This window comes from Devosia sp. Root436 (assembly GCF_001426345.1).
GTDB lineage: Bacteria > Pseudomonadota > Alphaproteobacteria > Rhizobiales > Devosiaceae > Devosia.
In genome coordinates this window covers 407,367-430,030 of sequence record NZ_LMEM01000009.1, presented here as the reverse complement: position 1 = coordinate 430,030, position 22,664 = coordinate 407,367, and the positions used below count along the sequence as shown (strand labels likewise).

At 63.7% G+C, this 22,664-nt stretch carries 25 protein-coding genes; 14 read left to right on the top strand and 11 right to left on the bottom strand.

The genetic code is table 11. The features are described 5' to 3' along the window. Positions 1–79: 79 nt before the first annotated feature. Together ASD04_RS07120 and ASD04_RS07115 are read right to left on the bottom strand one after the other, a co-directional pair. Positions 80–2,206: an acetate--CoA ligase gene (locus ASD04_RS07120; protein ID WP_056254607.1), complete on the bottom strand. Its 2,127-nt coding sequence runs from the start codon at positions 2,204–2,206 to the stop codon at positions 80–82. A 76-nt stretch (positions 2,207–2,282) separates the two neighbouring features. Then, entirely contained in the window at positions 2,283–3,371 is a 1,089-nt protein-coding gene (locus ASD04_RS07115) for a LacI family DNA-binding transcriptional regulator (RefSeq protein WP_162245114.1), read from the bottom strand. Positions 3,372–3,613: 242 nt separating this feature from the next. On the opposite strand from ASD04_RS07115, the gene ASD04_RS07110 reads away from it, so the two are divergent. The 5 genes from ASD04_RS07110 (at position 3,614) to ASD04_RS07090 (ending at position 8,745) form a co-directional block, all read left to right on the top strand. Then, positions 3,614–4,564 (top strand): tripartite tricarboxylate transporter substrate binding protein, encoded by a 951-nt coding sequence (locus ASD04_RS07110; RefSeq protein WP_162245113.1) that lies wholly within the window; start codon positions 3,614–3,616, stop codon positions 4,562–4,564. 74 nt (positions 4,565–4,638) lie between these two features. Further along, positions 4,639–5,088, top strand: a complete 450-nt coding sequence (locus ASD04_RS07105; protein ID WP_056254600.1) for a tripartite tricarboxylate transporter TctB family protein — start codon at positions 4,639–4,641, stop codon at positions 5,086–5,088. A gap of 3 nt (positions 5,089–5,091) precedes the next feature. Next, complete coding sequence (locus ASD04_RS07100; protein ID WP_056254597.1) at positions 5,092–6,597, top strand: tripartite tricarboxylate transporter permease; 1,506 nt, start codon at positions 5,092–5,094, stop codon at positions 6,595–6,597. 62 nt (positions 6,598–6,659) lie between these two features. Further along, positions 6,660–7,517 (top strand): fumarylacetoacetate hydrolase family protein, encoded by an 858-nt coding sequence (locus ASD04_RS07095; protein ID WP_056254594.1) that lies wholly within the window; start codon positions 6,660–6,662, stop codon positions 7,515–7,517. Positions 7,518–7,551: 34 nt separating this feature from the next. Continuing rightward, positions 7,552–8,745 carry an MFS transporter gene (locus tag ASD04_RS07090; protein ID WP_056254592.1) on the top strand — a complete coding sequence of 398 codons (1,194 nt, stop codon included), beginning with the start codon at positions 7,552–7,554 and terminating at the stop codon, positions 8,743–8,745. A 5-nt stretch (positions 8,746–8,750) separates the two neighbouring features. Here the strand turns inward: ASD04_RS07090 and ASD04_RS07085 are convergent, their stop codons facing one another. Next, complete coding sequence (locus ASD04_RS07085; RefSeq protein WP_056254589.1) at positions 8,751–9,644, bottom strand: metallophosphoesterase; 894 nt, start codon at positions 9,642–9,644, stop codon at positions 8,751–8,753. Positions 9,645–9,754: 110 nt separating this feature from the next. On the opposite strand from ASD04_RS07085, the gene ASD04_RS07080 reads away from it, so the two are divergent. After that, complete coding sequence (locus ASD04_RS07080) at positions 9,755–10,231, top strand: NUDIX domain-containing protein (RefSeq protein ID WP_056254586.1); 477 nt, start codon at positions 9,755–9,757, stop codon at positions 10,229–10,231. A gap of 31 nt (positions 10,232–10,262) precedes the next feature. Here the strand turns inward: ASD04_RS07080 and ASD04_RS07075 are convergent, their stop codons facing one another. Beyond that, positions 10,263–11,222: a glutathione S-transferase family protein gene (locus ASD04_RS07075; protein WP_056254583.1), complete on the bottom strand. Its 960-nt coding sequence runs from the start codon at positions 11,220–11,222 to the stop codon at positions 10,263–10,265. Positions 11,223–11,572: 350 nt separating this feature from the next. On the opposite strand from ASD04_RS07075, the gene ASD04_RS07065 reads away from it, so the two are divergent. The 3 genes from ASD04_RS07065 to ASD04_RS07055 all read left to right on the top strand — a co-directional run bounded on the left by ASD04_RS07065 (position 11,573) and on the right by ASD04_RS07055 (position 14,072). Continuing rightward, a complete protein-coding gene (locus ASD04_RS07065) occupies positions 11,573–12,079 on the top strand; it encodes an N-acetyltransferase (RefSeq protein ID WP_056254577.1) in 507 nt (168 codons plus the stop codon). Positions 12,080–12,219: 140 nt separating this feature from the next. Beyond that, positions 12,220–12,906, top strand: a complete 687-nt coding sequence (locus tag ASD04_RS07060; RefSeq protein ID WP_056254575.1) for a CoA pyrophosphatase — start codon at positions 12,220–12,222, stop codon at positions 12,904–12,906. Continuing rightward, complete coding sequence (locus tag ASD04_RS07055; protein ID WP_082531048.1) at positions 12,903–14,072, top strand: CCA tRNA nucleotidyltransferase; 1,170 nt, start codon at positions 12,903–12,905, stop codon at positions 14,070–14,072. Before ASD04_RS07060 ends, ASD04_RS07055 begins: the two co-directional genes overlap by 4 nt. A gap of 42 nt (positions 14,073–14,114) precedes the next feature. On the opposite strand, the gene ASD04_RS07050 is transcribed toward ASD04_RS07055, so the two are convergent. The 3 genes from ASD04_RS07050 to ASD04_RS07040 form a co-directional block, all read right to left on the bottom strand. After that, a complete protein-coding gene (locus ASD04_RS07050; protein WP_056254571.1) occupies positions 14,115–14,318 on the bottom strand; it encodes a DUF1059 domain-containing protein in 204 nt (67 codons plus the stop codon). A 216-nt stretch (positions 14,319–14,534) separates the two neighbouring features. Next, on the bottom strand, positions 14,535–15,407 hold the full coding sequence (gene hemF, locus ASD04_RS07045) for an oxygen-dependent coproporphyrinogen oxidase (RefSeq protein WP_200940241.1): 873 nt from the start codon (positions 15,405–15,407) through the stop codon (positions 14,535–14,537). Positions 15,408–15,427: 20 nt separating this feature from the next. Then, positions 15,428–15,898 (bottom strand): tRNA (cytidine(34)-2'-O)-methyltransferase, encoded by a 471-nt coding sequence (locus tag ASD04_RS07040; RefSeq protein ID WP_056255473.1) that lies wholly within the window; start codon positions 15,896–15,898, stop codon positions 15,428–15,430. Positions 15,899–16,144: 246 nt separating this feature from the next. Between ASD04_RS07040 and petA the strand changes: the two genes are divergently transcribed. From petA to apt, 5 genes are all read left to right on the top strand, one after another. Next, positions 16,145–16,669: a ubiquinol-cytochrome c reductase iron-sulfur subunit gene (gene petA / locus ASD04_RS07035; protein ID WP_056254566.1), complete on the top strand. Its 525-nt coding sequence runs from the start codon at positions 16,145–16,147 to the stop codon at positions 16,667–16,669. A 14-nt stretch (positions 16,670–16,683) separates the two neighbouring features. Continuing rightward, complete coding sequence (locus ASD04_RS07030; protein WP_056254563.1) at positions 16,684–17,934, top strand: cytochrome b N-terminal domain-containing protein; 1,251 nt, start codon at positions 16,684–16,686, stop codon at positions 17,932–17,934. Positions 17,935–17,951: 17 nt separating this feature from the next. Further along, positions 17,952–18,797: a cytochrome c1 gene (locus ASD04_RS07025; RefSeq protein WP_056254561.1), complete on the top strand. Its 846-nt coding sequence runs from the start codon at positions 17,952–17,954 to the stop codon at positions 18,795–18,797. 290 nt (positions 18,798–19,087) lie between these two features. Further along, positions 19,088–19,282, top strand: a complete 195-nt coding sequence (locus tag ASD04_RS07020) for a hypothetical protein (RefSeq protein ID WP_056254558.1) — start codon at positions 19,088–19,090, stop codon at positions 19,280–19,282. Positions 19,283–19,315: 33 nt separating this feature from the next. Continuing rightward, a complete protein-coding gene (apt, locus tag ASD04_RS07015) occupies positions 19,316–19,849 on the top strand; it encodes an adenine phosphoribosyltransferase (RefSeq protein WP_056254547.1) in 534 nt (177 codons plus the stop codon). Between the two features lie 161 nt (positions 19,850–20,010). Here the strand turns inward: apt and ASD04_RS07010 are convergent, their stop codons facing one another. The 4 genes from ASD04_RS07010 to ASD04_RS06995 form a co-directional block, all read right to left on the bottom strand. After that, positions 20,011–20,415, bottom strand: a complete 405-nt coding sequence (locus ASD04_RS07010; protein ID WP_056254544.1) for an aldehyde-activating protein — start codon at positions 20,413–20,415, stop codon at positions 20,011–20,013. Positions 20,416–20,491: 76 nt separating this feature from the next. Next, positions 20,492–20,884: a VOC family protein gene (locus ASD04_RS07005; RefSeq protein WP_056254541.1), complete on the bottom strand. Its 393-nt coding sequence runs from the start codon at positions 20,882–20,884 to the stop codon at positions 20,492–20,494. Positions 20,885–21,020: 136 nt separating this feature from the next. Continuing rightward, the gene (locus tag ASD04_RS07000) at positions 21,021–22,040 is read right to left on the bottom strand and encodes a TerC family protein (protein ID WP_056254538.1); all 1,020 of its coding nucleotides are present in this window, start codon (positions 22,038–22,040) and stop codon (positions 21,021–21,023) included. Positions 22,041–22,312: 272 nt separating this feature from the next. After that, positions 22,313–22,657 (bottom strand): hypothetical protein, encoded by a 345-nt coding sequence (locus ASD04_RS06995; RefSeq protein WP_056254535.1) that lies wholly within the window; start codon positions 22,655–22,657, stop codon positions 22,313–22,315. Positions 22,658–22,664: the final 7 nt, after the last annotated feature.

The window sequence follows — 22,664 nt, the reverse complement described above, 5'->3', positions numbered from 1 at the left end:
GTATTTCGTGTTGCCGACCCCTGTTATCGAGGCCGTATGGCTTCCACCGAGCACAGTGCTCCTCCTTGTTCTACGATCTTCAGTTCCAGATGGCGCGGGCATCGACGATCGAGATATGGCTGCCCGATATCATGACCGGGTTCAGGTCGACCTCCTGCAGCCCGGGACCATGGCCGAGCGCCCAATCGGAAAATTTCGCCAGGAACGACACCAGGGCCGCGCGGTCCGCCGCCGGTTGACCGCGATAGCCGGCGAGAACCATCTTCAGCCGATCGTTCCGATCAAGCAGCGCGTTCAGCACCGTGGGAGTCGTGGGCAATGCCGTTGCCGCGACCTCGCCATGGAGTTCCGCCAGGGTTCCGCCCAACCCGACCACCAGCACAGGGCCGAACGAGGGATCGCGCTTGATTCCCACCAGGATTTCCGCCCCACGCTCCATGCGCTGGATCAGGATCGAGACATCGCGGAGCCGTTTGCGATTGGCGATCTCCGAGAACGTGGCAACGGCCGCTTCGACGGCCGCCGCGTCCCGCAACCCCACCGCGACGCCGCCATCGTCCGACTTGTGGTTCAGGTCGGTCGAACTGAGCTTGAGCACGATCGGATAACCGATTTCGGCAGCGTGTGTGGCAACCTGTTTGGCGTCGAGGCCTTTGACGACCGCGAAATCCGCGCAGGGCAGGCCGGCCTGCCGCAGGTCCCCCAGCGTTTCGGCGACGGTCCAGAGGCCGGTCGCGCCGCTCCGACGGATCTTGGGCAGGGGCCGGGACAGCGCGGCGGTCAGGTCCGCCGCTTCCTGCGCCCGTTCCTGATCCATGCTGAACTGTGCGCAGGCCTCGGCCGCCCGCACCGCAAGCGGCAGGTCGGCGAATGCCGGCACGCCGCCTTGGTCGAGGATAGCGGCAACGCTGTCCGACATGCCAACCCAGGCGACGAAGACATCCTGCGTAATTCCGGCGGCCGCTGCCACGATGGACCGCGCAACGGCCTCGCCGAACACGCCCCCCGCGCCCAGGGAAATGAACAGCGTGTCGATATCGCTTTCCTGTGCCAGGGCAGACATGGCGCGGGAGATTTTCTCCGGATCGCGCCAGACGCCGCCGATATCGGCCGGGTTGCGCAGCCCATGCTGCCCGGTTGCCGCCGCAAGCGCCTCCAGGCCGGACGGCGAGAATTCCGGCAACTCCCAGCCCATTGAATAGATCTGGTCGGCGCCCAGCGATGCGGCGCCGCCCGACACGGTCAGCATGGCCGCCCGCCGGCCGCGAGCGAGGCCGCCGCGCCTGTGCGGGCGTTGCGACAGGGCCTTGGCCGTGCCGAAGAATTCCACGAAGCTCTCTGTCTCGATGATGCCGGTCTCCCGCGCGACGCCGGTGAAGACCTCGCGTGTCCCCGCAACGCGCCCGGTATGGGAGGCGACGGCTTCCCGGCCCTTGTCGGACTTTCCGACCTGGAGCATGGTCACCGGCTTTCCGGCAAGCCGCGCGTTCAGGGCCGCTTTTCTGAAGGCGACCCCGTCGGCAACACCTTCGAGAAACAGCATGATGGACTGCACGTCCGGATCGTCCGCCATGGCCTGAAGGAGATCTTCGATCCTGGTGGCGCTTTCGTCGCCCGTGCTGATCAGCCACGAAAAGCCAACGGACGAGTCGCCGAACCACTGGAGCATGGCCGACAAAGTGGCCCCGCTTTGCGACAGGCAGGCAATGGTGCCCGCCGGCACCGTGCCGCTGGCCGTGCCCGAGGCGAAGCTTCCGTTGAGGCTCAATTGCCCGTTCATCAGCCCCATCGAATTGGGTCCGATGATCCGCATGCCCGATGAGCTGGCAAGCTGGGCGATCCGGTCGCGGAACAACCGGCGCTCCTCGTCGCTGCCGGATTCCGCCGTGACGACCACGCAACTGGCGACGCCGAGCATGGCCGCTTCTTCCAGCGTATCGAGGACGAATTTGGCTGGCGTGACGATGAAGACGAGATCGGGCACCTCGGGGAGGGCGCCGAGAGATCCGAATACCGGCCGATCATATAATTGCGTCCCGGCAAGCCGGGGATTTACCGGAAAGACCCGGGCGCTGGTTCTACCTTCCACCAGGTTGGCGAGAATGCGTGCGCCATAATAGTTGCCGCCGGCAATGTCGGATGCCCCCACCACCGCAATGGCTTTGGGTGTTGGCAGTGCGGGGCCGGCGGATCGTGCGTGGGTCATGGCGCTTCTGAGGTCTTAGACAACGTTGTCTGGCATTTATTGTGCGGCGCGTCGGGTGTCAAGTCGTGCCCGGCTCTCAGTCGGTGAGCCGCGACGGTTCGGCGAGCTCGGGGCGGAGTGCGGCAGGCGTCTCGATGCGGGCGAAAGAGTCGCCGATAACCAGGGAATGCGGGATGATTTCGCCGGGTGACTGCATCGATGCCGGGTCCTGCGACAGGATGAAGTCCAAAGCCGCATTGCCCGCCTGGGCGAAATTCATCTCGACCGTCGTCAGGCGGGGCGAGCACAGCGTAGCCAGGCGGGTATTGCCCAGGCCCATTACGGATATGCGTCCGGGAATATCGATTCCCTCGGCGCGGAGATAGTTTGCGGCGCCAAAGGCGATGGCGTCCGATCCGCAGATCAAGGCGCTGAAATCGGGGTTGCGCGCCAGCATTTCCGCGGCGCCGATCGCGCCCGCCTCCGCCGTCGAATCGATGTTGGCGATCGCGTAGTCCACCGCGCATCCGGAAAGGTGGCTCGTCATGGCCTGCATGCGCAGCTTGGTCATTTCGTTGCGCGCGGGCCCGAGCAGGATGCCGATCTTGGAATGTCCGTTCTCGACGATGAACTTGGCTATCGTTATGCCTATTGCTTCATTATCCGCAGAGAATACAGGGACTTCGAGGCCCCTTGGCATCAGCGAGGCGACCGCCGTTCCGGTGCGCTTGAGCTCTTCGATGGCTTCTGTCAGCGCCTGATGGTGCGTCCATTGATCGAATCCGCCGCCGGCCAGGATGATGCCGTCGACGCGATATTCCAGCAGTCTGTGCAGGTATTTTATCTCGAGGAGCGGGTCGCGCTGCATGTTGCAGACGATGGCGAAATTGCCATGCGCGCTTTCGGCGCGCTCGGTCACCGCCTCGGCAATAATGCCATAATGGGCGTCCATCATGTCCCCGACGATCAGCCCGACCACGCCCTGCTTTCCGCCCCGCAGGCGCCTCGCCACCATATTCGGCACATAGCCCAGCAGTTTCGCTGCGGCTTCGACCTTGTTTTTGAGCGTTTCGTCGACCGGATAGTTCGATTTGCGCAGCACGCGGGCCGCCGTGGCCAGCGATACGCCGGCGCTCTGCGCCACGTCGTTGAGGGTCGGGTTCTTCGCTCTCTTGTCTCTAGCCACCTGTAAGGTCGTCCACTTCATTGCTGATGCCGTCATGCCCACGCACTCGGCCGGGCGGCGGCTTGAACCATGCACGATTTAACCGTCTCGAAACAGTATAGACAACGTTATCTTGCTTCGCTAGAGTCCATCCTCGGCAGGCAGGGACAGGGAGCGTTTCGAACTGCCAGCGGATCAAACGCAGCATTGCGGATCCGGCAGGCATCCAACGGGAGGACCATATGAAAGGCCTACACCGCGCATTGGCGCTGGCGACGACACTCATCACTATTTCGGCCGCATCCATCGCTGCAGCCGCGGCGCAGGATTATCCCACCGGGCCGATCAAGCTCATCATCCCATATGCGCCAGGCGGCGGTACGGACGCGGCGGCCGCTGTATTTTCCGACAAGCTGGGCCAGATTCTGGGGCAGCCGATCATCAAGGAAAACCATCCTGGCAGCAACGCGGTCATCGGCACCGCGCTGTTGGCGGAGGCGGCGCCTGATGGCCAGACGCTCATGGTGGTGACCGGCGCCATAGCCAACAATCCGTATCTCTACGCAAACCTGCCTTTCGATACCGAAGAATTGGTGCCGGTATCCATCCTGACGACCTACCCCTATGTTCTGGCTGTGCGGAGCGATCTACCGTTCAACAACATGCAGGAACTGATCGACTACGCCAAGGCCAATCCCGGCGTGCTCACGGCAGGCACGCCAGGTCGGGGCGCGGGCGCTCAGCTCGTTCTCCGCCTGCTGAACGAGAGGGCCGGCATTGACATCCGTGACATTCCCTTCAAGGGGGCCGGCGAAAGTCTGAACGCCGTGGCGGGTGGGTTCGTCGATGTCGTCTTCTCCGGATATGAGACGGTGCGGCCTTTCGTGGAAAGCGGGAAGATGAAATTCTTCGCCCAGAGCGGGACCGTGCCGCTGGGTGAGGAGCAGATACCGCCGATCGCCGACACGCTGCCCGGTTTCGAATATCAGAACTGGCTGGCGCTCATCGCGCCGCCGGGCACACCGGAAAATATCACCGACAAGCTGAATGAGGGGCTGACCGCGATCTTCTCCGAGCAGGAGGTCAAGGATCGGCTGGCCAGCCAGAACATTCAGGGCATTGCGAGTACTGCCGAAGAGGCCAAGGCCTATCTGTCTCGTGAAATGTCAACCAGCCGGTCGATCATTGGGACACTTGGGCTGCAGCCTGAGTAAAATTCTGCCGCCTGTCGCCCGGGCTGGGGTCCGGGCGACAGGCACTGTCTGAACCGCAATCCGGGGGTATTCAAGTGTTCTCAAAATCGAGCGGCCGCGCGGATCTCGAAGCCGGCCTGTTCTTCACCGGATTTGGTGTTCTCACGGCGGTCCTGTCTCTGCAGTATCCCCTGGGCACGATCGCCATGATGGGGCCGGGCATGTTTCCCTTCATGCTGGGCACCATCCTGGCGATCCTGGGACTTGTGATGCTGCTGTCGGGCCTGAGCGGCATGGGCGAGGAATCGCGTTCGCTGCCGCTGGTGCCGATCATCCTCATTTCGCTGTCGATACTGGCTTTCGCCGTGCTCCTCGTCCGCGTTGGGCTGGCGGCAGCGATCGTGGCGCAGGTCTTCATCGCGCTTTGGGCCTCCGAGCATTTTTCCTGGAGGCGCGCCGTGGCGTTGAGTCTGGGCCTGCTTGCCTTCTGCTATGTCGTCTTCGTTTACTTCCTGGGCATTTCGGTGCCGCTTCTGGCGGTGTGATCCATGGACTTGCTGACCAATCTGGATATCGGTTTCCAGGCGGCGCTGTCGCTGCACAATCTGACCTTCTGCTTCATCGGCGTCCTTGTCGGGACCGCGATCGGCATGCTGCCCGGCCTCGGGCCGCTGGCGACAATTGCGATGCTGCTGCCGCTCACCTACGCATTGGAGCCCGTATCGGGTCTCATCATGATCGCCGGCATCTATTACGGCGCGCAATATGGTGGTTCGACGACTGCCATTCTCGTCAATCTGCCCGGTGAATCCTCCTCGGTCGTGTCCTGTCTTGATGGCCACCAAATGGCGCGGAAGGGGCGCGCGGGCGCGGCGCTGGCGATTGCCGCATTGGGGTCGTTCTTCGCCGGAACGGTCGCTACCCTGCTGATCGCCGCCTTCTCGCCGGTCCTGGCGGAAGTGGCGTTCCTCTTCGGCCCCGTCGAATATTTTGCCATGATGGTCCTGGGCCTGACCGCGGCGACGCTTCTGGCGCACGGCTCCTTCATCAAGGGCGTTGCCATGGTCCTGACCGGCCTGATCCTCGGCCTCGTCGGGGCGGATGTGAACAGCGGGACCTACCGGTTCACCTTCGGATCCTTCTCGCTGACCGAGGGCATCGAATTCGTCGCCGTGGCCATGGGGCTGTTCGCCTTCACCGACATCGTCTCCAATATCCGAAGCAATCAGTCGCGTGAGGTGACATCGCCATCGCTTCGTAACCTCATGATGTCGGCAAAGGAATTCAGGCAGGCCGTTTTCCCGGTGATCCGGGGCACGGCGATAGGGTCGCTGCTGGGCCTGCTGCCGGGCGGGGGCGCGATGATTTCGTCCTTCGCCTCCTATGCAGTCGAAAAGCGTGTGTCGAAGCACCCCGAGGAGTTCGGCCAGGGTGCCATCGCGGGCCTGGCCGGCCCCGAGGCGGCCAACAATGCGGGCGCACAGACTTCGTTCATCCCCATGCTGACCCTGGGCATTCCCAGCAATGGCGTGATGGCATTGATGATTGGCGCGCTGATGGTTCACAACATCGCGCCGGGCCCCTTCGTCATGGTCTCGAATCCCGAGATATTCTGGGGGCTGATCGCATCGATGTGGATCGGCAATGCCATGCTGGTCGTGCTCAACCTGCCGCTCATTCCGCTCTGGGTCCGGCTGATCCAGGTTAATTACTGGGTGCTGTTCCCGATCATCCTGGTGGTCTGTTGCGTTGGCCTGTTCAGCATCAACAACAATGTGGTGCCGATCTATTTCGCCGCGGGCTTCACCGTCCTGGGCTGCCTGTTCTGGCGCATGCGTGCCGAGGCCGCTCCCCTGTTGCTGGGCTTCATCCTGGGGCCATTGATGGAGGAGCATTTCCGCAGGTCGCTCCTGCTTTCGCGAGGCGATTTGTCCATCTTCTGGCACAGCCCGCTCTCGGTCGCGATGCTCTCCATCGCTGCCGCCATGTGCCTGGTCATCCTGCTGCCGCAAATCCGCAAGGGCCGAAAGGTCGCCTTCGAGGAAGAAGCGTAAGGGCCCTGACGTCCTTGAACATTCACTTTATCGCCTGCCCCGGCAGGCCCCAGGAGCACGGAATGAGGTTCGTGAGTTTTGATCGCCAGGGCCGGCAAGGTTTCGGCCTGCTGCGCGGCGAAAAGGTCGTCGACCTGACTGGCAGGTTGTCGCCCGGCGTCGTCACCCTGAAGCAGGCGCTCGCCGCCAACCTGCTTGCTGGGGCTGCCGATTGGACGGCCTCGGATGGTATTCCCCTCGATCAGGTCCGGCTGCTTCCGGTGATCCCGGATGCGGCCAAGATCCTCTGCGTCGGGCTCAACTACGAGGATCATCGCAACGAGACCAGGCGGCCGAATTCAGACTATCCGACCATTTTCACCCGCTTTGCCGATGCGCAGGTCGGCCACGGCCAGCCCCTTCTCAAGCCCCGCGCGTCCGACCGCCTCGACTACGAAGCCGAACTTGCCGTGGTGATCGGCAAGCCGGGTCGCAACATCGAGGAGGCACACGCCCTGGACTATGTGGCTGGCTATGCCTGCTTCAATGATGGCTCGGTCCGCGACTGGCAGCGGCATACGAGCCAGTTCACGCCGGGCAAGAACTTTCCGGCAAGCGGCAGCTTTGGTCCGGCGCTGGTGACACCCGACGAAGTCGGCGACTACCGCAGCCTGCCGATCCAGCTCCGCCTCAATGGCCAGGTCATGCAGAATGCGAGCCTTTCCGACCTCATCTTTCCGCTCGAAAAGCTGATTGCTTATTGCTCCGCCTTCACCCCCCTCTCGCCTGGGGACGTCATCGTCACCGGCACGCCCGGCGGCGTCGGTGATCGGCGGGAGCCGCAGGTCTACCTGCAGGATGGCGATCTGGTGGAGGTCGATATCGGCGCGGTGGGGTGCCTCGTCAATCGCGTCGCGACGGCCGGGGCGCAGGTGGGGTGATGCCTGCTTACGGCCGCGTCGGGGAGCCACACAGATGCGGAAGCTGACTTTCCGGTTGCCGGCCCTCGACCTCGCTGCCAGCGCCTTTGTGCTCCACGTCCTGCTGCATCAGGTGGTGATCGTCGTTGCGCGGGTGACGACGTCCTATCGGGCCGTCGAGATGGGGCTCTCGGACATCTGGATCGGCGCGGTGGGGGCCACCTTCTCGCTGCTGCCATTGTTCTTCGCAACGCAGGTCGGTGCCAGGATTGACAGGAAGGGTGCGCGGGGCGCGTTCCTCGTGGGTACAGGCAGCGTCCTGCTATCGGCTTTCGGGCTACTGGTCACCGGAAATTCGGTCATTGCCCTTTTGGGCTGGACCGGCCTTCTGGGGATGGGCCATCTGCTCTGCTTGCTGTCGCAGCATGCAACGGCAGCCGATCAACCGACCGATGCCGCCCGCGAGCGGACGTTCGGTCACTACACCGCCTTTATTTCCTTCGCACAGATATTGGCGCCCCTGGTCGTCGCCCTTTTTGCCGGGTCGGGAACCATGCCCGATACGGGGCGCCTGTTCGTCGCCGCGACGGTTGCGGGCCTTGTCAGCCTCGGCTGCGTGCTCTTCATGCGCCATCCCGCCAGGTCGGTGGGTGACTGCAAATCGGCGGCTCAACTGCCGATCCGGCACCTGCTCCGGCAAAAGGGGGTGGTCCCGGCCATCCTGGCCGGGGTCGGGGTTATTTGCGCCGTCGACCTGCTGGTGATCTACCTGCCGGTACTTGGGGCCCAGGCACTGATACCGGCCAGCGCCATTGCCACCCTGTTGATGGTGCGGGCGCTGGCTTCCTTGCTGTCGCGCCTATGCTTCAGCTGGCTGCTTGCCCGGCTCGGCCGCCGGATCATGTTGGCGGGTTCGCTGCTGGCGACTGGCCTGGGGCTGACCGTGCTGGGTGTACCGGTGCCGGAATGGGTGCTTGGCCTGGCGATGATAGCGATCGGCATTGGTATCGGGCTGGCTGCGCCCATATCGATGTCGTGGGTCACCAGTGTCGTCCCTCCGACGAGCCGGGGATTGGTGTTGTCCTTGCGCCTTACCGGCAATCGGCTGGCGCAGTTCCTGTTGCCGATGTCGGTGGGTGTCGTTGCAGCCGGCGCGGGCGTGTCGTCGGTCTTCCTGTTCCTTGCCGCGGGGTTGTACGGTTCTGCCTATTCGAGCTACAGGGCCCTGCGCCCGGGTGCAGAAGATTAGGGCTCTCAGCAGATCCGCATCTGCAGCCGCATGACGATGTCGCTGCCCAGCCGCTGGAAGCCGTATTCCCGCATGGTGCAGCTCCAACTGCCATCGCCTGATCGTTCGATGCGGAACAGGTTATAGCGCGCCGGATCGTCCAGCGTGCCGCCCTGGGCGGCGCTGGCGGCGGCTACGCCCACCACGGGCACTTCCTTGTCCTTGCTGGGAATGGAATGGATCGAGGAGCGGTGCGTGTGCCCGTGCAGGATCAGTTCGGCGCCGTGTTCGGCAATGACCTGGCGGAACAGCTTGTGCCCCTTGAGCCCGAAAGAGGGGTGCTGCAATTCCGGATTGGGCGGGTGGTGGATCAGCACGGTGCGGAAATAGCCCGCCTCGCCCATGAGCTTGAGAATGCGTCCCAGCCGCTCGGCCTGCTTCTCATCGAAGCGCCCGATGGCCAGGAATGGCCGCGTCGGCACCGCGCTCGAGCAGGAGATGACGGCCAGTTCTCCCACGCGGCGCACGAAGGGGAAGGCGGCATCGTCCAGCGTTTCGCCCTGCAGGTATTCGCCCCACATCTTCTGCGCGGATTCCAGCGCGCCCGGCACATAGGCATCGTGATTGCCGGGGCAGGCCGCGACCTTGTCGGAGGTGCCCAGCGCCTTGAGCCATTTGCCGGCGCGGTCGATTTCGAAGGGCAAGGCCAGGTTCACCAGGTCGCCGGTAACGGCGGTGAAATCGGCCTTCTGCGCCTGCAAGTGGGCGACCAGGCTCGCCAGCGTCTCGCTGTTGAGCTCGTCGTGGCGGCGCAGTTTCCAGTTGAGATAGCCGGTAAGGCGCTTACCCAGGAGATCGCGCCAACCGACCTCCGGCATGGGCGACAGGTGGATGTCGGAGATGTGGGCGAGGGTGATCATCGGGGGCGTAATGCCAGAAGGGGAGGCGCAAGAAAACGGTCAATCGGGGCCAGGGTCAATTTTGTCGCCATCAAGTCTCTGCTACCGGTAACGGTGCAAGGAGTGTTTCGATGCAGATGAATCGCAGGCAGCGGCTGACCGCCAAGGTGTTCCTGACCTTCAAGGGCCTATGGCACCGCATGACGCTGGGCTCGCGCGTCATGGTGGTCGATGGGGACAAGGTGCTGCTGATCCGGCACACCTATGTTCCGGGCTGGCAGTTTCCCGGCGGCGGCGTCAGCCCGGGAGAAACGCTCGAATTTGCCGGTGCGCGCGAAACGCTGGAAGAGACCGGCTATCGCGTCGTGGGCCCCATGGAGCTGTTCGGCATCTACCACAATTCCAGCCCGGTGACCGACCGCGACCATGTCGCCTTCTACGTGGCCAAGAGCTTCGAGAAGGTCTTCGAGCGCAAGGCAGACCACGAGATCGCCGAAGTGGGCTGGTTCGACCGCCGCGCTTTGCCCGAAAAGGTGACGCCCGCCACCAGCCAGCGGATCGACGAATATTTCGATTCTGTGCCGAAGCGCGACGTGTGGGGGTATTGAGGCACGCTTCCAGGCGCCGTGGGGTAAAGGCCTACTTCAAGAACGGCAATTCCGGCCCGACAGGAATAATCCGCGTCGGGTTGATGGTGACGTGGCTCCAGTAATAATGCGTGCGGATATGGTCGAGATCGACCGTTTCCTTCACGCCCGGTACCTCGTACAGCGCCTTGAGATAGTGGCTGATGTTCTTGTAGTCGGCGATGCGCTGCCGGTTGCATTTGAAGTGCCCGACATAGACCGCGTCGAACCGCACCAGCGTCGTGAACAGCCGCCAGTCGGCCTCGGTTATGCTGTCGCCGGTGAGGTAGGGTGTCTGGCCCAACAGATCCTCGACCCAGTCCAGCGCCGCGAACAGCTTTGCCACCGCGCCGTCATAGGCCGCCTGCGTGGTGGCAAAGCCGGCCTTGTAGACGCCGTTGTTGATGTCGTCATAGACGCGGGCGTTGATCGTATCGATCTCGGCACGCAGGGCCTCCGGGTAGTAATCCTCGCTATTGCCGGTCAGCTCGTCGAAGGCCGAGTTGAACATGCGGATGATTTCCGAGCTTTCGTTGGAAACGATCTGCCCGGTTTGCTTGTCCCACAGCACCGGCACGGTGACGCGGCCGGTATAGTCGGGCACTGCCTGCGCGTAGACCTGCCACAGATAGTCCTTGCCGAGCAGGTCGTCGCCGGTCGAGCCGGTTTCCGTGTCGAAGCTCCAGCCGGTTTCGTCCGGCATCTTGGGCGAAACCACCGATACCGGGATCAGGCTCTCCAGCTCCTTGAGCTTGCGGAAGATCAGGGTGCGATGCGCCCAGGGGCAGGCCAGCGACACATAGAGGTGATAGCGCCCGGCCTCGGCCTTGAAGCCGCCTGATCCCGAGGGGCCGGCGCTGCCGTCAGCGGTGACCCAGTTGCGGAAGCCGGCCTGCGCCCGCTTGAATTCGCCACCGGTCTTCTTGGTGTCGTACCATTGGGTGGACCATTTGCCGTCGATCAATTGTCCCAAGATCGAACCCTTTCCGTCATGTTGTCGACTCGTTGTGGGGATCAACTCCCCCATATCGGTCGATGATGCCTCTCACATAGCGCTGGGCAGCGCGAGCGATAAGGCGGTTCCACCGTAACGAAGTGTTGTGCATTTCGGACACAGCGGACCCGTCCATCTTGTATTTTGGCCGGTGATCCATGATTTTCGTTTTACGCGAGGCCCCCATGGTGCTAATGCGAATTTCAGGCGTGGAGGCGCCCAGGATGGTGAAGGTTCTGCTGGTGACACGACGACCGTAAGCGGTCTTTCGAAGCGGCGCTCGTTGGGGCGCCGGGTTTGTCCTACGCATTCCATCCTGGATCATCGTCATGACCCTCGTTTCCGCGCCTTCGGCTGCAACTGTTGCTGTCTCCGCTTCTCCGCTGCGCGTCCCCACCGTTCGCCCGGCGACGTCCGCCGATGATGCGTTCATCGAGGAATTGCAGGCCATTGCCTTCGGCCCCGGCCGCTTTTCCAAGACCGCTTATCGCATTCGCGAGCGCTTCCCCATCGATACCAGCCTCAGCCTGGTCGCCGACGTCGACGGCACGGCCTGCGGCTCGGTGTGGATGACCCCGATTTCCATCGGCGGCCTCAATGGCTGGATGCTCGGCCCGCTCGCCACCCACCCCAATTTCCGCAAGCTGGGCGCGGGCAAGCTGCTGGCCCGCGAAGTCACCCGGCGCGCGCTGGAGCGCGGCGATGGCCAGTTCGTCATGCTGGTGGGCGACCGCGACTATTACTGCCCGCTGGGCTGGGAGCCGACCATGTTCGCCGAGGACAAGAGCCTCGCGGCGACGCTGAGCGGCCCAATCGAGGCGTGGATGCAGGGGTGAGCGTCTCCACCTCTCCCTTGGGGGAGAGGTCGGCGCGCAGCGCCGGGTGAGGGGGCCTTTACCGGGTGAGGTGCGTGGGGAAGGCCCCCTCACCCGCCTTGCTTTGCAAGTCGACCTCTCCCCCAAGGGAGAGGTAAGGGGTGCCATTCCTGCACATCCTCGCCTATCCTCTCGCTCCCGAAACACTCTCCGGTGCCTCCTTGTCGTCCGACGACACCATCATTACCCGCCTCGCCGCGCGCCTGCTGACCGTGCCGCCGCCCTTGCCGGCGGTTGAGGCGCTGGTGCCGGACTGGGCGCCCGACCAGCCCTTCGCCCGCCCGCCGGTGCCGGCGGCGGTGCTGATCGCGCTGATTCGGCGGCCCGAGGGTCACACCGTGCTCTACACCGAGCGTTCGCCCGACCTGCGGGCCCATTCCGGCCAGGTGGCCTTTCCGGGCGGCAAGGTGGATGCCGGTGATGCCGACGTGGCCGCTGCCGCCCTGCGCGAGGCCTTCGAGGAAGTGGGCATGGAGAGCGCGGATGCGACGGTGATCGGCTACATGCCGACCTATTTCACCGGCACCAACTATCTCATCACCCCTGTCGTCGCGACGGTCGAGCCCAGCGGCCCCTTCGTGCCCAATCCGGGCGAGGTGCATTCGGTGTTCGAGGTGCCGCTGCAGCGTATCCTTGCCAACGAGGCCTATGGCCAGTTCCGCATCAAGCGGAATGGCGAGGAACACCGCACCTGGCAGATCGACCATGACGGCCATCGCATCTGGGGCATCACCGCCAATCTCACCCGCCGTTTCCGTGACCTGGCGATGAGCGAGGCGGTGCCGTGAGCGATCCGCTGGCCAGCGCCGAATGGCTGACGCGCCGCGAGACGCAGGCGATCCTTGCCGCGCTGGACGGCGCCAGGCGCCGGACCCGCGCCGTGGGCGGGGTGGTGCGCGACACCATCATGGGCCGCGCCCATGGCGGCGATATCGACATGGCGACGGAATTGCTGCCCGACGAGATCATTGCCCGCGCTACTGCTGCCGGCATCGCCTGCTATCCCACCGGCATCGCCCATGGCACGGTGACGCTCAAGCTCGGCGATACACTGGCCGAAGTCACCACCTTGCGCCGTGACGTCGAAACCGATGGCCGCCACGCCGTCGTCGCCTTCGGCACCGACTGGGTCGAGGATGCAAGCCGCCGCGACTTCACCCTCAACGCCCTTTATTGCGCCGCCGATGGCACGCTTTACGATCCGCTTGGCGGCGTCGAGGATGCCCGCAACGGCGTCATCCGCTTCCTCGGCGACGCCGGCCGGCGCATCGCCGAGGATGGGCTGCGCGTCTATCGCTTCTTCCGCCTTTCGGCCAGCCATGGCGATGAACGGCTCGATCCGGATGGGCTCACCGCCTGCGCCGCCTCCGTCGGCAGGCTCGATCACCTGTCGCGCGAGCGCGTCGGCAGCGAGATCATGCGCATGCTGGCTTTGCCCAAAGTCGCGCTGACCTTCGCCGTCATGTCCGAAATCGGGCTGCTGCCGCTGCGTGATGCCGCGCTGCGGGCGCTGCTGGCCTATGAGAGCCTGGGTGGGCAGTCCGCCACCACCCGCCTGGCGCTGCTTGCCGGCGACGACCTCCAAGTGCTGCAAGCGTCCTGGCGCCTGTCAAACGATACGGTCAGTGCCGCCCGGGCCATTGTCCACGCCGCCGCGCTCTTGGCCGACGACAAGATCGGCGAAGCCGCCTACCGGCATGGCGAAGCCGCCGTCGAAGGGCTGGCTGCGGCGGCATCGCTGGATCATTGGGGATTGGCGCGCCTGTCCGAGGCCGCCCGCGTGCTGGGCGCAACTGTCGTGCCGCCGTTTCCGCTGTCGGGACACGATCTCGCCGGCCTCGGCATGGCGCCGGGACCGGCCCTTGGTCAGGAACTGGCCCGTCTCGAACGGGCCTGGATCGAGAGCGGCTTCGCTCTCGGCAAAGGCGAGTTGCTGGCGCTTATCGAGCGCTAGTCTTCTTACCTCTCCCTTCGGGGGAGAGGTAAGAAAGACCGGTCAGTGCTTCGTCTTCGTCGCCTTGCCGCTATCGACATCGATGATACGCTCCTTGATGCGCTCGATCATGTCGGGCCGCACTTCGGTTTCGCCGTGATAGGTCTTGAGGTTCTCGACCGCGCGGCGAACCACCTCCGCTTCGCTTTCAGCCTCGGCATGCCAGGTGGCGCCGGGAATCAGCGAGCCGGATTCAAATCGTTTCATGTCGTTCCCTCCTTTGTGCCAAGGCACAACGCCCGGGGAGGGTGGAGGTTCCTTCCCCTCTCCCCTTGAGGGAGAGGGCGGTTCTTCCGCGTTCAGCGGAAGAACAGGGTGAGGGGTGCTGCGTTCTCCCATGCTTCAATGCTGGCGGGTAGCGCGGCAACCCCTCATCCGCCCTTCGGGCACCTTCTCCCTCAAGGGGAGAAGGGAAGAAGACGCTCACGGCCAGCGCACTTCCGGCGGCATCGACGACAAGATCGAGTTCACATTACCCCCGGTCTTGAGCCCGAACATGGTGCCGCGGTCATAGAGCAGGTTGAATTCCACATAGCGCCCGCGGCGCACCAGTTGTTCGTGCCGGTCTACCTCGGTCCACGCCGTCTCGAAATTGCGGCGCACCAGCTCGGGATAAATCCCCAGGAATGCCTCGCCCACGCCTTTGGTGAAGGCGAAGTCGGCGTCCCAGTCGCCCGTATTGTGGTGGTCGTAGAAAATTCCGCCGGTGCCGCGATGCTCGTTGCGGTGCGGCAGGAAGAAATATTCGTCGCACCAGTCCTTGTAGCGCTGGTAGTCGACGCCCGGCCGGCCCTCGCAGGCGGCCTTCATGGCGGCGTGGAAGTCCACCGTATCGCGATCGTCCTGCAAGCGCCGGCGATCCAGCACCGGCGTCAGGTCGGCGCCGCCGCCGAACCATTGCTTGCCGGTCACGATCATGCGCGTGTTCATGTGGACCGCCGGGACATGGGGGTTCCACGGATGCACGATCAGCGAAATGCCCGAACTCCAGAATCTGGCGCCTTCCTCCGTGCCCGGCATCTGCTTGGCGAAATCGGCGGAGAATTCGCCATGCACGGTCGAGATATGAACGCCCGCCTTCTCGAACACCCTCCCATGCAGCATGCCCATTTCGCCGCCGCCGCCAGCGGCGCGGTCCCATGGGGTCACCTCGAACCTGCCCGGCGGCAGGTGCGCGTTCGGCCCCTCTACATCGGCCTCGATGGCTTCGAACGATGCGAAAATGCGGTCGCGCAGCGCGCGGAACCAGGTCTGGGCTTTGGCCTGCTTGGCCGCGATGTCGTCTGGAAGTGTCATAGTGTCAGTGAAATGAACCGTCATCTGAGCCCTGTAAAGCCGTCGGTCTGCCTTTTTGCTTCCCCCAGGATAAGCGTTGCCGCCAGCGCCACATTGATCGAACGCAAACCCTCGCGCATCGGAATGCGAATACCCAGGTCGCAGGCGTCGGCCACGGCCTCGGGCACGCCGGCGCTTTCGCGTCCCACCATCAATATGTCGTCGTTCCGGTAATCCACCGCATAGGCCGAGGTTTCCGCCTTGGTCGTCAGCAGCACCAGCCGCCGGTGCTGTGCATGCCGCCAGGCGTCGAACGCGGTCCAGCTCACATGCTCCCGCACCGTCGCATGGTCCACATAATCCAGCCCCGCCCTGGCCAGCGCCTTGGGTGAAAAAGCAAAGCCGGTGGGGTGGATGAGATGGATGGTCACGCCCAGGCATGCCCCCAGCCGGATCAGCGTGCCGGTATTGTTGGCGATGTCGGGCTGATAGAGGGCGAGATCGACCGGCATGGCGGATTCCATCGGTTTTCAGGGCATCTGGCGCCGGTCGGGGCGGGTCGGGACCGTGCCGGGTTGGGTATAGTGTCGCACTTCTTCGGTGTCACCCTTGGGCGCACTGGACAAGTTCCTGTGACAGTGCAAAAAGAACCGCAACTGACGGGCCGCTTGAGGGCGGACGACTGCTGATTCCGCCTATGCGCGGAAAGGTATGCTTCGCCGGCCGCGTCTGAAGTGATTGTACGGGGATACGGGACCTTGGCCACGCAAGCTCATCATTCAACATCACGGCGGGATTTCATCTTCGTCGCAACCGGTGCTGTTGCCGCTGTCGGTGCCGCCGCCACGGCCTGGCCTCTGATCAACCAGATGAACCCCGATGCTTCGACACTGGCGCTGGCCAGCATCGAGTTCGACCTCGGCGCCATCGAGGAAGGTCAGTCGGTGACCATCCTGTGGCGCGGCCTGCCGGTTTTCGTGCGGCATCGCACCCAGGCCGAGATCGACGAGGCCAAGGCGGTTCCGCTTGCTGACCTCAAGGATCCGGCGACCGACGAGTCCCGCACCAAGGAAGGCCACGAACAGTGGCTGATCATGATTGCCAACTGCACCCATCTGGGCTGCATCCCGGTCGGCGAATCAGGCGAGTTCGATGGCTGGGCCTGCCCCTGCCACGGCAGCCAGTTCGATACTGCCGGCCGCATCCGCAAGGGTCCCGCACCAACCAACCTGGTCGTTCCGCCCTATGAATTCATCAGCGATACGCTGGTCCAGATCGGTTAGTGGGGGCTTTTCCGATGTCAGAACATTCGACTTACACGCCCGGCTCCGGCATCGAGAAGTGGCTCGATGAACGCCTGCCGATCATCCGGTTCTCCAAAGAGCACCTGATGGATTTCCCCACGCCGAAGAACCTCAACTACTGGTGGACGTTCGGCGCGATCCTGGTGATGTGCCTGGGTATCCAGATCGTCACCGGCGTCATCCTGGCGATGCACTACACGCCCAATATCGGCATGGCCTTCGACTCGGTGGAGCATATCCGCCGCGACGTGAATGGCGGCCGCATGATCCAGTCGTTCCACGCCGTTGGCGCCTCGATGTTCTTCGCGGCGGTCTATATCCACATCTTCCGCGGCATGTATTTCGGCTCCTACAAGGCGCCCCGCGAGATCCTGTGGATCCTGGGCGTGCTGATCTTCCTGCTGATGATGGCGACCGCCTTCATGGGCTATGTTCTGCCCTGGGGCCAGATGTCCGGCTGGGCGGCCACCGTGATCACCAATATCTTCGCTGCCATCCCGATCGTCGGTACGCCGATCCTGGAATTGCTGCGCGGCGGCTTCTCGGTGGGCAATCCCACGCTCAACCGCTTCTTCTCGCTGCATTACCTGCTGCCCTTCGTCATTGCCGCCGTGGTCGCCCTCCATATCTGGGCGCTGCATGTGCCGGGCAATAACAATCCCATCGGGGTCGACGTGAAGGACAAGCAGCGCGACACGCTGCCCTTCCATCCGTACTACACGATGAAGGACGCGTTCGGCATGGTGCTGTTCCTGATCCCGTTTGCCTGGTTCGCGTTCTTCGCCCCCGATATCCTGGGTCACCCGGACAATTACATCCAGTTCAACAGCCAGGTGACGCCGGCCCATATCGTGCCCGAATGGTACTTCCTGCCATTCTACGCCATCCTGCGCGCCATCGACTTCAACCTGCTGTTCATCGACAGCAAGCTGCTCGGCGTCATCTTCTTCGGCGGCTCGATCCTGATCCTGTTCTTCCTGCCCTGGCTGGATACGTCCAAGGTTCGCTCGGGCAATTTCCGCCCGATGTTCAAATGGTTCTACTGGCTGTTCGTGGTGAACTTCGTGGCGCTCACCTATCTGGGTGCGCAGCCGGCGGATGGCATCTACGTGGTTCTGTCCAAGATTTGCACCGCCTACTACTTCATCCACTTCATCGTCATCCTGCCAGTCCTTGGCCGCATCGAGACGCCCCGGCCCTTGCCGACCAGCATCTCCGAGAGCGTCCTGGGCAAGGCACATTGACGGAAGGGATAGGAACCATGTTCAACACCAAGACTATCCTTGCCGCCGTGGCGCTTGTCGCCAGCCTTGCTCTCCCTGCCGTGGCCCAGGAAGGGCACGCGACCCCGCATATCGAAAAGCAGAGCTGGTCGTTTGCCGGCATCTTCGGCACCTATGACCAGAACCAGCTGCAGCGCGGCTTCCAGGTGTTCCGCGAAGTCTGTTCCAACTGCCACAGTGCCCGGTTGATCGCCTTCCGCACCCTGGCGGAAGAAGGCGGCCCCGGCTTCTCGGAGGAGCAGGTCAAGGCGCTCGCCGCCGAATACGAAATCGCCGACCCCACCGCCGATGGCGGCGTCCGCAAGGGCGTGCCCGCCGATTTCTGGCCCTCGCCTTTCGCCACCGAACAGGATGCCCGTGACGCCAATGGCGGCGCACTGCCGCCCGATTTCTCGGTGCTGGCCAAGGCTCGGGGCGTGAAGGAAGAGGGGCTCTGGTGGATCCTCAACTACTTCACCGGCTATTCGGAAGGCGGCCCGGACTATATCCACGCGCTGCTCAACGGCTATCACGAGGAAGCGCCCGAAGGGTTCGAACTGGCCGAAGGCAAGTATTACAACGACTACTTCCCCGGCCATGCCATCGGCATGGGCCCGCCGCTGGCCGATGGCCTGGTGAGCTACGAGGTTGCCGAGGGCGAGGCCGAAGTGCCGCTGACCCTGCAGCAATATTCGACCGACGTGGCTGCCTTCATGATGTGGCTGGGCGAGCCGCACCTGGCTGGCCGCAAGCAGACCGGTTTCGTCGTACTGCTGTTCCTCGTGCTGTTCGCCGGCCTGATGTACGCCACCAAGCGCCGCATCTGGCAGGGCATCGAGCACTAAACTGAGTGGAGCCCACCCTCTCCCCTTGAGGGAGAGGGTGGTTCTTCCGCGTCCAGCGGAAGAACCGGGTGAGGGGTCCTGCGTTATCCCATGCTTCGATGCCAAAGGATGGCGCAGGACCCCTCATCCGCCCGGAGCCTGCCCTCGGGCGCGACGCGACCCGTGGGGCACCTTCTCCCTCAAGGGGAGAAGGAAGAGCCGTTGCAATCACACCCGCTTCACCCCCTTGCCAATCAGCCGGCGGACCGCAATATTCCAGCTTAGCGATCCGCGTTGCCGAGGGAGCCGACATGTCCGCCATTCGCATTGCCGTCACTGTCGTCAGCACGGCCATCGCCATGAGCCGCCATCCGGCCGTGCGTGCCGGCATCAATGCCGTCGCCGCCAATCCCAAGGCGCGCGAAACCGCCATCAGCGTCACCCGCAATGCCGCCTACAATGCGGGGGTCATCGCCCGCCATATCGTCGGCCGCCGCTCGAGCTGAACTTTTCCTATTCCATCCTCTGACAGGTTTGCCATGCCGCTCGACCTCAAGGCCCTCGTGCGCACGATTCCGGACTATCCCAAGAAGGGCATCCTGTTCCGGGATATCACGACGCTGATCGAGCACCCTGAAGGCTTCAAGGAAAGCATCGAGCGTATCGCCAGCCAGTATCGCGGCCGGGGCGTCACCCATGTCGCCGGCATCGAGGCGCGCGGCTTCATCTTCGGGGCGGGCGTCGCCATCGCGCTGGGTGTCGGCTTCATCCCGATCCGCAAGAAGGGCAAGCTGCCCGGCGAGACCATCGGGCAGAACTACGCGCTGGAATACGGCGTCGACACGATCGAGATTCATGCCGATGTGCTGGATGGCAACGACAAGGTGCTGCTGGTCGATGACCTCATCGCCACCGGCGGCACCGCCATCGCCGCCGTCGGCCTGCTGCGCCGCACCGGCGCCAGTGTGGAAAACGCCGCCTTCGTCATCGACCTGCCCGACCTGGGCGGCGCCGACAAGCTCAAGGCCGAAGGCGTTGCTGTGACGGCGCTGATCGAGTTCGAGGGGCACTGAGGGCATGCCTCAGAAGCATTTGCCTACGCGATGTCATCCCGGCGCAGGCCGGGATCCATCCTGAGGTCTATCCGCGCCTAGCGAGAGCTGAGCTATCTCAAGATGGATTCCGGCCTGCGCCGGAATGACACCGTGATTGAAAACCAGGCGCACTGGCACCCCTACCAACTATTCCGCCCGTCCACCTTCTCCACCGCAATCCCCGACCAGTCGAGGTCGTCCACCAGCCGCAGGTTGACCGCATAGCTGCGGGCGGTGGGCAGGCTGCCGGGCGTAAACCCGTCCTTGGTCGTGCCGTCATTGTTGTACATCGAAGCCCAGTCGGGTGAATCGCCCCAGGTCTGCATGCCGCAATTGCCGCAGAAATGGTGCTGGTTCATGCCGTCGCTGGCCGAATAGGTCTTGTCGCCCTCCTGCGAGATGAAGGTCATCTCGCCCTGGCCGTAATAGCCCCAGACCGCGCCGGTGCGAGCGCAATAGCTGCAATTGCACTCCTTGGCGTGGAGCGGCGGATGGGGCAGCTCGATCTTGGTGGCGCCGCAATGGCAGGAGGCGATAAGGGACATGCGAAGGCTCCGTTCTGGTGTGGCCAAACCATCGCGCAGCCGTGCTGACAGCGCCTGTCAGCATGCGATCGGAATATCAGGCGGCCATCGCCTCGCTGATATCGACCAGGCAGAACTGGTTGCCTTCGGGGTCGCGCATCACCGTATAGGTGGGCAATACGCGCACGGTTTCGGCGCCGGCCTCGCGCAGCCGATCGACCGTAGCGGCGCGATCGCCGACCTCGATATCGAAATGCACGCGGTTATTGTCATGGCGCCGGCCTTCCACATTCTGGAAGCAGACGGAGGGGCCGGGGCCATCGACCATCACGGTCGGGTCGGTCTCGGGCGTCAGGCCCAGAGCGGCGAGCCGGGCGATCTCGGCTTCGTCATAGGGGCGGATGGCATAGCCTTCGAGCAGGCTCACCCAGAAAGCGGCGAGCCTGGAGGGTTTGTCACAGTCGAACACGATCTCGTGGATCTTGCCCATCGTCGTCTCCTTCTTGTCCTTGCCCTTTGGCTAGACCGCAAATGCGGCAAGACTGGTGCAAGGCAGTGGAGGGAGCCGCATGGGTAAAGTCAGACCTTGGGCCGGCGTCAACCGCCGGCCCGCCATGCCTCCTCGGTCAGGGTTCTAGCCGCCCTGTTTGCGGAGCCTGTTCGGCCCCGATATCGGGCTCGTTGCGGGTTTTCCAGAGCGAGAAAATCACCCCGCCCGCCAGGATCGACAGCGTCACGATGAGGCTCAGCAGCGTGTCGATATGGATATGCAGCGGCACGAGGAAAATCTTGATGCCCACCAATACCAGGATGATGGCCAGCGAGGTTTGCAGGTAGCGGAAGCGGTTCATCGCCGCGGCCAGCGCGAAGTAGAGCGCCCGCAGGCCGAGAATGGCGAAGATGTTCGAGGTGTAGACGATGAACGTGTCCTGCGTCACCGCGAACACGGCCGGCACCGAATCCACCGCGAAGATCAGGTCGACCGCCTCCACCATGATCAGTGCCACCGCCAGCGGGGTCAGCCAGGTGACGAGCTTGCCGGTTTTGGCATCGGGCTGTTTCACCGTGAAATTGCGGCCATGCAGCGCCTTGGTCACGCGGAAGCGCGTGGTCAGGAACTTGAACACCGGATTGCTGGCGATATCGGGCGCCTCGTCCTTGTGGCTGAACATGCGGAAGCCGGTAAAGACCAGGAAGGCGCCGAAGCCGAAGAGGATCCAGTTGAACTCGTTGACCAGGGCCGCGCCCAGCCCGATCAGGATGGCGCGGAAGGCGATCACCCCGAGGATGCCCCAGAACAGCACGCGGTGCTGGTAGATGCGGGGAATGGCGAGGAAGCCGAAAATGGTGGCGATGACGAACATGTTGTCCATCGCCAGGCTCTGCTCGATCAGGTAGCCGGTGAAGAATTCGAGCCCGGCCTCGCTGCCGCGCTGCCACCATACAAAACCGCCGAAAGCCAGGGCAATGGCGACATAAAAGCCATAAAGCGTGAGGCTTTCGCGTGCCCCGATCTCGTGCTCATCCCGGTGCAGGATGCCGAGGTCGAAGACCAGGAGGCCAATGACGATCGCGACGAACGCGACCCAGAAATAGACGGGAGTACCCAGAAAATCGCCCATAAGGGCGCCAAGAAGCGATTCCATCGCCGGACCTTTCTCCATGAAGTTGGAGCAGCTCCGACATCACGAGGACATGGATCGTCCTCGCCAGAGGGGCCCGGCGCCGCACAGCCAAAATGCCCGATCGGCAGAAAAGTTCAAGCGGGGAGCGGCGGAATGTCGCTTATGGGGGCATGGGACAGGAATGCGTGCCGGCCAGGTCCACCGCGTCACCCCCGCGAAAGTGGGGATCCCCCTTCAACACGAAGGAGATTCCCGCTTTCGTGGGAATGACAATGGGGCGCTGGGTGTTCAGCCTATCGTGGCGTACACAGCATCACGATGGCGTCGGCTGTCTCCAGTTGGATCGCAGTGCCATAGGTCGGGTCGGGGATAATCCGCCCGGCCTGGATGGCCCGGGCCGCGCGCAGGTTGCCGTCGTCGAAGCTCACACCGTCCTGATAAGCGGTAATGGTCCCGGTGCCCGAGCTCGGGTCCCCTACCACGGTCGAGGCGAAACCATAGACCAGTCCATAGATGGTCAGGATCCCGGCCTTGGCGGTGGTGGCATCGCGACAGGCCCAGTTGCCCGTGAAATTCTGGGCAAAAGCCGGCGAGGCGGTGAGGGCGGTGACGACGGCTATGAGGGCGATTCGGCGCATGGCGGAG